General features: G+C 39.3%; 14 protein-coding genes. 12 read left to right on the top strand and 2 right to left on the bottom strand.

The genetic code is table 11. From position 1 onward, the window contains the following. Positions 1–8 precede the first annotated feature (8 nt). Positions 9–248 (bottom strand): sulfurtransferase TusA family protein, encoded by a 240-nt coding sequence (locus A7A69_RS01660; protein ID WP_152876061.1) that lies wholly within the window; start codon positions 246–248, stop codon positions 9–11. Between the two features lie 391 nt (positions 249–639). Here A7A69_RS01660 and A7A69_RS01655 point away from each other — a divergent pair, with 391 nt between their 5' ends. Together A7A69_RS01655 and rhlB are read left to right on the top strand one after the other, a co-directional pair. After that, entirely contained in the window at positions 640–852 is a 213-nt protein-coding gene (locus A7A69_RS01655) for a cold-shock protein (protein ID WP_004653893.1), read from the top strand. A gap of 101 nt (positions 853–953) precedes the next feature. Further along, a complete protein-coding gene (gene rhlB, locus A7A69_RS01650; protein ID WP_120370512.1) occupies positions 954–2105 on the top strand; it encodes an ATP-dependent RNA helicase RhlB in 1152 nt (383 codons plus the stop codon). A gap of 81 nt (positions 2106–2186) precedes the next feature. Here the strand turns inward: rhlB and A7A69_RS01645 are convergent, their stop codons facing one another. Continuing rightward, positions 2187–2564, bottom strand: coding sequence for a hypothetical protein (locus tag A7A69_RS01645; protein WP_120370513.1), 378 nt, complete (start codon positions 2562–2564; stop codon positions 2187–2189). 206 nt (positions 2565–2770) lie between these two features. Between A7A69_RS01645 and A7A69_RS01640 the strand changes: the two genes are divergently transcribed. The 10 genes from A7A69_RS01640 to A7A69_RS01595 all read left to right on the top strand — a co-directional run bounded on the left by A7A69_RS01640 (position 2771) and on the right by A7A69_RS01595 (position 12594). Continuing rightward, complete coding sequence (locus A7A69_RS01640) at positions 2771–3346, top strand: nitroreductase family protein (RefSeq protein ID WP_151980557.1); 576 nt, start codon at positions 2771–2773, stop codon at positions 3344–3346. 38 nt (positions 3347–3384) lie between these two features. Then, positions 3385–4458 (top strand): NAD(P)H-dependent glycerol-3-phosphate dehydrogenase, encoded by a 1074-nt coding sequence (locus A7A69_RS01635; RefSeq protein WP_120370515.1) that lies wholly within the window; start codon positions 3385–3387, stop codon positions 4456–4458. Between the two features lie 68 nt (positions 4459–4526). Next, on the top strand, positions 4527–4982 hold the full coding sequence (locus tag A7A69_RS01630; RefSeq protein WP_152876060.1) for a SixA phosphatase family protein: 456 nt from the start codon (positions 4527–4529) through the stop codon (positions 4980–4982). A gap of 23 nt (positions 4983–5005) precedes the next feature. Beyond that, positions 5006–6145 (top strand): type II secretion system protein GspL, encoded by a 1140-nt coding sequence (gene gspL, locus A7A69_RS01625; protein ID WP_152876059.1) that lies wholly within the window; start codon positions 5006–5008, stop codon positions 6143–6145. Between the two features lie 8 nt (positions 6146–6153). Further along, positions 6154–6624: a type II secretion system protein GspM gene (gene gspM, locus A7A69_RS01620; protein WP_421721577.1), complete on the top strand. Its 471-nt coding sequence runs from the start codon at positions 6154–6156 to the stop codon at positions 6622–6624. A gap of 91 nt (positions 6625–6715) precedes the next feature. After that, positions 6716–7720, top strand: coding sequence for a quinone-dependent dihydroorotate dehydrogenase (locus A7A69_RS01615; RefSeq protein WP_151980609.1), 1005 nt, complete (start codon positions 6716–6718; stop codon positions 7718–7720). A gap of 3 nt (positions 7721–7723) precedes the next feature. Beyond that, positions 7724–8311, top strand: coding sequence for a CvpA family protein (locus A7A69_RS01610; protein ID WP_152876057.1), 588 nt, complete (start codon positions 7724–7726; stop codon positions 8309–8311). 24 nt (positions 8312–8335) lie between these two features. After that, positions 8336–9874 (top strand): amidophosphoribosyltransferase, encoded by a 1539-nt coding sequence (gene purF / locus A7A69_RS01605; protein ID WP_120370521.1) that lies wholly within the window; start codon positions 8336–8338, stop codon positions 9872–9874. 82 nt (positions 9875–9956) lie between these two features. Beyond that, positions 9957–11846 carry a M48 family metalloprotease gene (locus A7A69_RS01600; RefSeq protein WP_120370583.1) on the top strand — a complete coding sequence of 630 codons (1890 nt, stop codon included), beginning with the start codon at positions 9957–9959 and terminating at the stop codon, positions 11844–11846. 91 nt (positions 11847–11937) lie between these two features. After that, on the top strand, positions 11938–12594 hold the full coding sequence (locus A7A69_RS01595) for a hypothetical protein (protein WP_152876056.1): 657 nt from the start codon (positions 11938–11940) through the stop codon (positions 12592–12594). Positions 12595–12611: the final 17 nt, after the last annotated feature.

The raw sequence follows: 12611 nt of genomic DNA, 5'->3' as shown, positions 1-12611 counted from the left end.
CTGTATGTCTAAGGTTGGATCAAATAATGAAATTCGTGTTCAGATATTTTTGTCAAATGACAATCCAGTTTATGAAGCTGACAATAACGTAGCACATCTATTTCACTATGAGGATCGGAAGATTTAAGTAAAAAAGCTTGATCAATAGTCGCTTTTTTTAAACCGCGCTTTAACATTAAAAGAGGCATAGGACATGGTTGACCGATTGCATTTATTTCAGTAGGAATAACGGGGTTTAAGTCATTCATCCGTAAAAATATTCAAAGATGTTGGTTTAAATTTATTTTATCAAAAAAATGCGTATTTGTGAAAAAAGTCGAATGCTTTAAGAAGTATATATTTTATTGATGGTAAAAAAAATTGATGAGTCTAAAAATTAAGCAACATTTTATATAGAATTATCTAAAAAATTTCTATTAATTGTGATAAACCCGTGTTAAGCTCGAAGCGTTTTAGGGGTGGCTACTACGAACAAAAACCTTGTTTTAGTTAGGCCTATGACAAATGGATGTAACCGGAAATTGTTGATAGTTTTACAGAATGATTACAAGCTTTGAAATAATAAAGAATTTTAAACTTGTTTGCTCTGCTGTTTGCAACACCGGAAGGTCCTTTATTTTCACTTCTGAGGATTGACTTATGACAGCTCGCGAACAAGGCGTTGTTAAATGGTTTAACGACACTAAGGGTTTTGGCTTTATTCAACGTAATGGCGGCGACGACGTATTTGTACATTTCCGTGCAATTATGGGTGACGGACATCGTTCGTTACGTGACGGCCAGCGTGTTGAATTCAGCGTTGTGCAAGGACAAAAAGGTTTTCAGGCTGAGAATGTACAGCCTTTAGACTAATCAACATTTTATGTTGAATAGCGCCTCAATTTTTAAATTGGGGCGCTTTTGTTTTATACTATCCCTCTTATCAGAGTGATTAACAGTTAGAGCACGAGTTTATGGTATCTGGTTTTGAAACCTTGAATCTACATCCGCAACTGCAAAAAGCGATTGATGCATTAGGGTTTAAGCAAATGACCCCAATTCAGCAAAAGGTTTTAAAATATACACTGGCAGGACATGATGCAATTGGTCGTGCGCAAACAGGAACAGGTAAAACAGCCGCGTTTCTAATTAGCATTATCAACGACTTGCTAAATAATCCTATTCAGGAACAACGCTATCGGGGGGAACCTCGCGCTTTGATTCTTGCGCCAACTCGCGAACTAGCCTTACAGATCGAAAGTGATGCTAAAGAACTGACCAAATTTACAGATTTAAAATTACTGACATTGGTCGGTGGTGTGGATTTCGATAAGCAAAAGAAACCGTTAAATGCCAATTTTCTTGATATTTTGGTGGCAACACCAGGCCGTTTAATTGATTTTGTTGAACAGAAAGAAATTTGGCTCGATCAAATTGAGTTTTTGGTGATAGACGAAGCTGACCGTTTACTGGATATGGGGTTTATTCCTTCGGTAAAGCGGATCGTCCGTTACTCTCCTCGTAAAGAGGAACGTCAGACTTTAATGTTTTCGGCGACCTTTAGTTATGATGTGTTAAATCTGGCTCGTCAATGGTTGTTTGAACCTGTTACGGTAGAAATTGAACCTGAGCAAAAAACCAATAATGATGTAGAACAACGCGTCTATGTGGTTGAGAAAAAAGATAAATATCGTTTGCTACAAGATATTTTACGTGATGAACCGATTGATAAAGTTATGATCTTTGCCAACCGTCGAGATCAGGTTCGTCGCTTATATGATCATCTTAAAAAAGATGGTTATCGCGTAGGGATGTTGTCGGGTGAAATTGCACAAGATAAACGTCTTAAAATGCTCGACCAATTTAAGCAAGGTAAAAATAATATTATGATTGCCACAGATGTTGCAGGTCGTGGTATTCATGTCGATGGTGTATCTCATGTTGTGAACTTCACCTTACCTGAACAGTCTGATGATTATGTACATCGTATCGGTCGTACTGGGCGTGCAGGTTCACAAGGGGTCAGCATTAGCTTTTTATCTGAAGACGATGCTTTTTATTTGCCTGAAATTGAAAAAGCGATTGGAAAGAAATTGCCTTTAACTCGCTTGGAAGGCTATTGTTAAAAGATACCTAATCAATATTGGGTAATAAAAAATGCGCTCTTAACATCTTAGAGCGCATTTTTTTATGGCTTAAAACTTGATTTAATCTGCTTTGCAATAAAAAGTGAGCGTAGTTTGATAGTCATCGTCTTTGGCGAGTGAGGCATTTTTACCTGTAATTGAGCCAATAACTCCAGCCGCTGCCTCTACCATTTTTCCAGTTTCTTCGTCTACGACACCTTTAAGTACGCCGTTATAAGTGGTTTTTTCATCCACGACCACAGCTGTGCTGCGTTTACAGGTCTTATTGGCTGCATCGACAGCATTGTTTTTTGCAATAAGGTTAGTTTTACCTACACCAGTGACTTCAAATTGATTATTTTCTTTTTGAACTGCTGTGGTTGCAGTGGGGTTAGATGCACAGGCTGTGAGTAAAATAGCAGATACGGTGAGTATGCTGGCTGTCATTTGTTTTTTCATAAACCAGTCCTTGAAAATTAAAAATTAGTTTTTAAGTTGAACATAAAAATTTCTATTTGTTTTGAGTATGTTGTATAGATTTTGATGGTTTTATGCAGTAACCGTGTCAAATTTTGGAAAACTAAAGAAATGCCAAGAATTAGCATGGCAGAAATAAAAAAGAATGTGCTAATCTATTTTTGGTTTTTTAAATTAGATCAATGTTCATGACGGATTTAGACGTAAATACGGTTCATCAAAATATTCATCAGCGTCAATCAATTGGGCATCTCATTGAGCCTGCACCATCTTCTGAACAATTAAATAAAGCATTTGATGCTGCACTGACAGCGCCAGATCATCATCGATTAAAACCAACACGTTTTATTGTGATTCAATCTGAGCAACGTGCAGCTTTTGGAGAAAGTTTATCTCAGGCTTTGGCTGATCTTGGTGAAACTGATCCAACTCAGCTCGATCGTGTTAAGCAGCATCCTTTTCGTGCGCCGTTATTGGTGATTGCGGTGACGCAATTTCAAGATCATCCTAAAGTTCCATTATTTGAGCAGACATTAAGTACAGGTGCTGCTATTCAAAATTTTCTTCTGTCTTTACAAGTACAGGGATTTGCAAGCATATGGCGCTCAGGTGCAGTTGTTGAATCAAAGTGGTTAAAACAACATCTTGGTTTGGCTGAACGTGATCTAATTTCGGGGATTATTTATATTGGCACTGCTGCGAAAGCAATTGCACCTCGTACAGAAATAACAGTGACTGACTTTATTAAAAATTGGCAGTCTTAAAAAAATATTGGTATTGTTTTGGCAGGAATGAACAGCGCATGACGGAACTAAACTTTTCAGATCTAGTACAACCCATTGAAGTTGATAAGAAAACAGCACTTCGCATAACAGTATTGGGTGGCGGTAGTTTTGGTACAGCAATGGCGAATCTAGCAGTTCGAAATGGTTGCGATACCATGATCTGGATTCGTGATCAGGATGCAGCGGATGATATCAATCAAAGTCATGTTAATAAGCGTTATTTGCCTGATTTTAGTTTAGAAACTGGATTGCGTGCAGTCTGTAATATAGAAGAAGCAGTTTGTGATCGGGATATTATTTTAGTCGCAATACCTAGCCATTCGTTCCGTAAGGTGCTCAAACAAATTGCTCCTTTTATTAGCTCACAGGCTGTTGTATCGCTTACCAAAGGTATCGAAGCAGATACTTTTAGCTTTATGAGCGATATTATTCGTGAAGAATTACCAGAAGTGCCATATGGTGTACTTTCTGGCCCAAATTTAGCGAAAGAAATTATGGCGGGGATGCCATCTGGAACGGTGATTGCCAGTCATTCTGAATTGGTGCGTTATGCTGTACAGCATGCCTTACATAGTGCTTTATTTCGTGTTTTTGGTAGCGATGATGTGCATGGTGTAGAGTTGGGAGGCGCACTCAAAAATATTTATGCGGTCGCGATGGGGATGGCGGTTGCTTATAATATTGGTGAAAACACCAAGAGTATGATTATCACTCGTGCTTTGGCTGAAATGAGTCGTTTCGCGGTTGAATTAGGCGCAAATCCTTTGACTTTTCTTGGTTTGTCTGGTGTAGGGGATTTATTTGCGACCTGTAATAGTCCACTCAGTCGAAATTATCAAATTGGATATGCTTTAGGTTCAGGAAAGACACTAGAACAGGCAACTAAAGAGCTAGGGCAAACGGCTGAAGGGATTAATACGATTGTGCAAGTGCGCAAACGCGCACAAGAGCTTGATGTCTATATGCCAATTACTAATGCCTTGTATGAGGTGATTTTTGAGGGGGCACCACCTTTAAATATTGCGCTCTCCCTAATGAAAAATGGTCACCGTAGTGATGTAGAATTTGTACTGCCGCATCATGAAGTGTAATAAGGCATTTAATAAAAACTGTCATACACACTTGTTATCATAAAGAAAGATTGAAAAAAGGAATGGTTATGCAACTGACTTTAGTTCGTCACGGGGAAGCAGCGCCTCCAGTGGATGGTAATGATATCAAGCGACCACTCACTGCTTTGGGTCATGCTCAGGCTGAACAAACCTCACAATACCTTAAGGAGATGGTCAAGCCCGAGGTTTTTGTGGTAAGCCCTTTATTGCGTGCACAAGAAACACTTGGTCATATTCAGACATATTTTCCTGAAGTTCCTGTTTTACTTTGTGATAAGATCAAACCAGATGATGATGCAAAAGATGCGATAGATTGGCTGTCTCAACTTCCATTCGAGTCTGTTGTTGTGGTTTGTCATATGAATGTTGTTGGGCATATTGCTGAACAGCTCACGCATGAGAACTTTAATCCTTTTGCTTTGGCTGAAGCGCGTATTTATAGCCAAAGCGTGATTGCCAACGGATTGTCAACACAAGGACATAGTTTTATACCTACGCTATAACGAAAACACGGTACTTATAATTTATGCTGTATTTATGGATGCCTGAAGCCAATGGGGCTTGGTTTTGGTCAACAGGTGAAAATTGGTTGCAGGCTTCCAGCCTTGAACAGCTTATTCATGATTTACAATCCCATCAAGGACAAGAGACAGTAGTTTTCTTTTCCAGTCGGCATATCCAGATTTTGCAACAGCACATGACTAAAGCTCATGTGAAGCAACTGGGAGCAGATGGTGTTAAATATCTCATGGAAGAATATGTAACCTTACCAATCGATCATATGCGGGTGGTTCACCATTTTGAATCCCCAGATCAATTGACGATATTGGGAGTTGCACAGAGTCTGGTTGAAACGTGGCAACATGCACTTAATTTATTGCCGATTAAATTGATCGCTTTACTCCCTGATTTTCTGATATTACCTGCACCTGAACAAGGTCAAGTGAATATCGCACATTTGCATGGGCAGACTTTAGTTCGTGAAAATTTGTATAAAGGTATGTCAATAGATGATTTGGCTGTGTATCTTGAGTTCCAGCCTTCGCAGACCTTTTACCATTATACTAATTTGACCACACAGCAACTTGATAGTCTGGCTAACGTATCTACCGTAGAAACTCGGCAACCTTTTGATTATCAGTTTCAAAAAATATTAAAACCGAAGCAGCATCCATTTAATGTTTTGCCGAAAACAAAAAAAGAAACTCAAGTTTCTGGTTATTGGAAAGCATGTATTGCTGTTCTGATTGCGGTATTGGTTGTTCAATTTAGTTATGATGCTTTGCGTTGGTATAAACTGAAAAAACTTGCAAACCAAACAGCGATGCAAGCAGTTGATCAATATAAATATTGGTTTGGTGCCAATAGTCGTGTGACCGAGCAGAATGTAAAAAGTATGTTCGAAAGTCAGCTTAGAATGAGTCAAAGCGGCGATACAACGGCACTAAATCTGTTAAGTAGAGTAGGGCCAATTCTTATGCAACGCCAAATTGTCGCTCAACAGCTAAGTTATACTGATTCTTCTTTGAGCTTGTCGTTAAAAGCTAAATCTGCAAATGACTTGCAAAGTTTAACGCAACAACTCAATCAGCAAGGTTTTAAAGCGGAACTGGGTAATGTTCAAGCAGATGGTGCAGGCGCGATTGGGATGGTAAAAGTACAATAATGAACACAATGACTCGAATTCAGCACAGCTTGGATCAAAAAATTGAACGTATTGTTGATGCCTTACAGCGCATGTCTGTACGTGAACGCTACATGGTGATTTTCGCGAGCGTTTTAGTTGTGGTATCAATTATAAGTTTTTCACTGTGGAAAATGCATAGTCTAGCTGATCAGCAACAAAAGCGGGTTAATGATCTCAAGGATTTAATGGTCTGGATGCAAAGCAATGCAGCCACAATGAAACCTGCATCAGAAAGCCAGTTAACTATAGCTGAAAAAGTCCAGCGTGTTTCTCAGCAGCAGGGGTTAACCGTGTCATCTCAGCAAATGGGAGAGCAGTTGCAAATTGTTGCTGAACATCAAAATTATGCAGTTTTGGCAAATTTTATAACCCAACTAGCGAAAATGGGCGTGTCGATTGAAAAAATGGAGATGGTTTCGGGTAACAATCAGATTAAATTAACGGCTACAGTACAATAAGTCCTCAAAATAAAAGGGTTGCAAGCATGGCGTTTTAGTTTTGCTATGCCTATAATATGCCTACCTGAAAAAGCAGTAGACTTTGATTGATATGTTATATTCGCTTGCTCGCCCTATGTTATTCGCCTTGTCACCCGAGCGTGCACATGAACTTACCTTATCAGCTCTGAAGTCTGCCCATAAAATTGGCTTATTGCGTCAGCATATTGCACCTAAACCCGTCACATGTATGGGCATACAATTCCCAAATCCTGTAGGTCTTGCAGCAGGTCTGGATAAAAATGGTGCTTATATTGATGCATTGGCGGGTTTGGGTTTTGGTTTTATTGAAATCGGAACAATTACTCCGCGTCCGCAAGCTGGGAACCCACAACCAAGACTATTTCGTATTCCTCAAGCAAAAGCCATTATTAACCGTATGGGTTTTAATAATGATGGTGTGGATCAGCTCATTGAAAATGTAAAATCGTCAAAATTTAAAGGCATTTTGGGGATCAATATTGGCAAGAATGCCGACACGCCCGTTGAAAATGCAGTAGATGATTATCTGATTTGTTTAGAAAAAGTTTATCAATACGCATCTTATATTACAGTCAATATTTCTTCACCAAACACTAAAAATCTGCGTAGTTTACAAAGTGGTGATGCTTTGACAGAATTACTGGAAACATTAAAACAACGCCAGTTAGACTTGGCGGAGCAGTACCATCATTATGTTCCTTTAGTTCTTAAAGTAGCACCTGATTTAACTGAAGAAGATATTGAATTTATTTCAACTCAGTTGTTGCAGTTTAAAATTGATGGTCTCATTGTTACCAACACCACATTGTCACGTGTTGGCGTAGAAGACTTGCCTTACGGTAATGAAGCAGGTGGTTTATCTGGTGCGCCTGTATTTGAAAAAAGTACTGAATGTTTGCGCCAGTTTGCAAAATGCTTAAATGGTCAAATTCCTCTGATTGGTGTTGGGGGAATCACTCAAGGTGAACATGCGCTTGCAAAAAAAGATGCAGGTGCTAGCCTTGTACAAATTTATAGTGGCCTCATATATACAGGTCCGAGCCTAATTAAAGATTGCGTGAGTGCTTTCAACTAAGTGATGAATACACTGGATATCATTATTCTGATACTTCTGCTCATTGGAGGGCTAAACGGTTTGCGACAAGGATTCGTAAAAGCCTTTGCGAACTTGATTGGTTGGATATTAGCACTGATTGTAGGTGCGAAATATGCCAACTTTTTGGCGCCAAGCATGGTGGTGTTGAGTCATGATCCAGTTGTTCAGAAGATTGCAGCATTTGCCTTTATTGTCCTAATCATTATTGTCCTTACGTGGTTGGTTACGGGTTTACTCAATTTGCTACTCAGAAGTATGAGCCTTGGCCCGTTAAATCGTTTGGCTGGTGGTGCTTTTGGTACATTAAAAGGGTTGTTGATTGTACTGGTGACCATGCAAGGTCTTGGTCCATGGGTCGAAAGCTCTCCGCACTGGAAACAGTCTAAATTTGTTCAGGTTTTATTGCCTTATGCACCTTTAGCAACAGAGTTATCGAAAGATGCGGCCAGTGAAGCATTACAGCATGTGACATCAGAGGGGAGTTTATTTCATCGCCCTTCACATGAAGTGGCTGAGTCTGATTTAGACAAAGATCAGGTCAGTCATTCAACCCAGAATCCTTTTTATTAATCCTAGCTTGTCTGCGAGGTTGCTATGTGTGGAGTAGTTGGTATAGCTGGTAAAGCACCCGTTAACCAAATGTTGTTTGATGCATTAACGATGTTGCAACATCGTGGACAGGATGCAGCCGGGATAGTAACTTGCCATAATGGTCGTCTTTTTCTGCGTAAAGACAACGGAATGGTGCGAGATGTGTTCCATACCCGTCATATGCGCGCCTTAATTGGTAATTATGGTATTGGTCATGTACGTTATCCAACTGCGGGTTCAGCAAGTAGTGCAGAAGCGCAACCATTTTATGTGAACTCACCTTATGGAATCACACTGGCGCATAATGGTAATTTGACCAATGCTGAAGAAATTCACGAAGATCTGTTTAAAACAGATTTACGGCATATGAATACGGATTCTGATTCTGAAGTTCTTTTAAATGTTTTTGCGCATGAGTTGCAAAAAAGTGGAACTTTAAACCCAACCGCTGAAGATGTTTTTCATGCTGTGAAGCGCGTGCATGAGCGCTGCAAAGGAGCGTATGGCGTAGTTGCCATGATTACTGGACACGGTTTGGTGGGTTTTCGTGATCCGAATGGTATTCGTCCATTAATTTATGGTTCGCGTGAAACTGAACAAGGTCTTGAATACATTATTGCCTCTGAGTCGGTTGCAATTACAGCGCTTGGCTTTAAGATCGAGCGTGATATTCAGCCGGGTGAAGCAATTTTTATCAATGATAAAGGTGAACTTTTCACTCAGCAATGTGCTGCTGAACCGCAGCATCGTCCATGTATTTTTGAATATGTGTATTTTGCGCGTCCAGATGCAATTATCGATGGAATCTCAGTCTATAAAGCCCGTTTAAAAATGGGTGAAAAACTGGCGCATAAAATTTTGCGCGAATGGGGTGAGGAGCATGATATTGATGTGGTCATTCCAATTCCAGATACGAGTCGTACTTCTGCACTTGAACTGGCAAATATTCTTGGGGTCAAATTTCGTGAAGGTTTCATGAAAAACCGTTATATCGGTCGTACCTTTATTATGCCAGGCCAACAGCAACGTAAAAAATCAGTACGTCAAAAACTCAACCCAGTTGAACTTGAGTTTAAAGGCAAAAATGTATTGCTTGTAGATGATTCGATCGTTCGCGGTACCACTTGTAATGAAATCATTCAGATGGCGCGTGATTCGGGTGCAAAAAAGGTTTATTTCGCTTCGGCTGCACCAATGGTTAAATATCCAAATGTGTATGGTATTGATATGCCAGCGAAAACTGAATTGATTGCTTCACAGCGTAGTGTTGAAGAAATTCAAGACATTATTGGTGCTGATCGCTTGATCTTTCAAGATTTGGAAGATTTGAAAAATGCAGTGCGTACGAGCAAAGTTCCAGATTTGAGAGAATTTGATAGTTCAGTTTTTGATGGAATTTATGTGACAGGTGGTATTGATCAAACTTACCTTGAAAACCTTGAACGTAAGCGTAACGATATGGCTAAAGGTACAGATGGTTATATTGATGTCAACATTGATGCTGCTTCTGTTGATTTGACAGGAATCAAAGAAGAATCATAAGCTAAATTCTCTAGGAAAAAGCGGGTTTTTCCCGCTTTTTTCATTTATGATGGAGCAACAATGTAATCAGGACATATTTACATTGAAAGAAGTTAGTCATTATCTCGTTGAAAACAAAAATATGATGTGGTCAGCAAGCATGTGTGTTGTCGCAATGCTACTGACAATGTTCATTTTAAATACAACACTTGGACTTTTGGTTCACTATTTTGATTATAGCCAGTCTATTTTGTGGCACAGTCTAAGCCCTTATCTCCTTGTTTTATTATTTTTTATTGTGATTAGTTCCGCAATTTACGAATTTTATATTTTTCGTGAAGGCGGTCATTCTTTAGCGAAGCAATTAAAAGGTCGTCGTTTAGATCTACTTGAAAGTACACCTGAAGAAAGTGTCGCACTTAAAATATCACAACAATTGGCGGAACGCTTTAGAATCGAAGCTCCTGTCTTATATGTGCTGCCTGATGAAGTCGGAGTTAATGCTCTAACAGCAGGATTTGATCAGCAAAATGTGGTGATCATCGTGACATGGGGAGCTTTGCAAAATCTGGATGATGTTGAATTATATGGTTTACTCAGTCATGAGTTTAATCAGATATTATCAGGTGAGGCAGTAGAGAACACAAAACTCAAAATTCTATACAGCGGTCTAATTACTTTTAGTCAATTGGGGAGCAGAATTGCCAAGCGTGGTTTTAAGCCTTATCAAAAAAATAAACAGCGTAAGTTTGAAACATTCTTTATCGCAGTGGGTGGAATTATTTGGTTGCTCGGAAGCATGGGAGTATTAATTACTCGTTTAATCAAATATTTAACGTTAAGTGGGCGAACTTTTCGTAACGATTATAAAACCATGCAATTGATTCAGAATAATGCCAATACTCAGACTTTACTTCGAATTTATGTGCATCATGCGGGTTCTCAAATTCACAGCGTATTTTCCGAATCGATTGCACATATGTGTTTTGCTAACTCATTAAGTCCGCAAAGCTGGTTAAATATCCATCCAAGTATTGAAGATCGTATATATGAACTCAATCCTACGATCTTGCAAGAATTACAACTTGAAAACCTGAAAAAGTTGAGAAATCGACCATTATTTAGCTTATTTCGTTCCCTTGAAGAAATGGATGGAAGTGTTTATACGCCGTGGGTATCGCCACAACCGCTGCCTTTGTTAAGATTGTCTCCGATCAGTTTTGCTTTAAATGATGCGATTAAACCGCTAAAAGCTGAAATACGCCAAAATATCAAGCGGCCAGAGCTAATTCAAAGAGCCTTACAGACAGCAACGGGATCGCGTGAAGTCATGGTTGCGATTTTAATGATTCGTCAATATCGTGAATTTCTTCCACCAAATGCCCAAGTAAGCCGAGCAATTGTCGATGCCTTGCTGTATCTGGATGGCCGTGTTCACGTACAGATTTTTCATGAAGCATGCCGTAATATTGGTTCGCTTCCAGCCAGTATTGCACGGCAGTTTTTAACGCGTTTGGCTTTAATTATTCAGGAAGATGGTGAGGTTGGTTTGCTTGATGCCTTACTATTAGAGCGGGTGAAGTTTGAGCTCAATCTGATGCCAATACATATGCCAACATCAATTGAAGAAGTTAAACCACAAATGGTTCGTTTAATTGATGCTTTATTGCATGTCCAGCAAATTAATAGTCCCAATCAGCTTGAAGTGCGTGATCGTATTCTGAGTCATATTTTGACTTTGGAAGAAATGGTGTTGTACGAAGAAATTTCAGATGAGCCCATCGATCTGGCTGAAATCTTGAATGATTGTGCGGGATTATTATTGCGTGATCGACTGAGTATATTGGGTATTGCAGAAATGTGTTTGTGGAGTGATCGTATCATTACACAAGATGAGTTGGATGTTCTGGAATTACTATATTGGAGATTTGGCTTTGAAACAGGTGATATTGTCGACCAAATGCAAAAGAAAAATACCCTTATGATTATTTAAACTGCATTTAATACCTCTTTGAATCAAATCACTGAAAAAGGCTGGAAAGCAGAGTAGAATAGGGTTCAGAAATAAGTTTAATAGTGTGAGTATGACAGGGCAGCAGCGGAATATTTTGGCGACTATGGGGGTGGATGTCTGGATTCCACGAGCATTGTCATGCCAAAAAAAGCAGCCTGTCAGTTTTTGGCGTGACCAAACTCCCATTGTAACTGAAGCTACAGTTTTAGTTCTAAACCAGCAAGTGGATGCTATTCCATCAGAACCAGACGTTGCCAAAAGCATCGAGATTGAACCTTCAGTAAAAGATAGCTTTGTTGAGGTTGTACAATCAAATTCAGATCTATCACTTTCAAATTCTATGCCTAAGCAACAGCCTCAAGTTGCGGTTATACAACAGGCATTTATATTGGAAGCTTACTGTCTTGATCGCGTCATTTTAATAGTCGAAACTTCACAATTATCTAATCAACAACGACAACTTTGGATGAATATCCAGTCTGCTTTGTCGGGTCTTTATCATGAATTAAAATGGCCATTACCTCTCGAAAACTTTCGTGATGGGCGTGGTGTACAAGCATATGTACAGGGTTTTTTGGATGCGCTTGCAATTGATAAGCAGATTTTGATTTTGGGTAAACTCGACTTTATTTCTCATATTCATAGCATGCAACTTGCCAGTTTGCAGGAAATGATTGATCAACCTTTACTCAAACGTCGTTTATGGCAACTCATGATATCTCCTTAAAACTGCATTTCTTGATA

The sequence above is a fragment of the Acinetobacter guerrae genome (genome assembly GCF_009372255.1).
Lineage (GTDB): Bacteria > Pseudomonadota > Gammaproteobacteria > Pseudomonadales > Moraxellaceae > Acinetobacter > Acinetobacter guerrae.
This window is presented reverse-complemented; position numbering and strand designations above follow the sequence as displayed.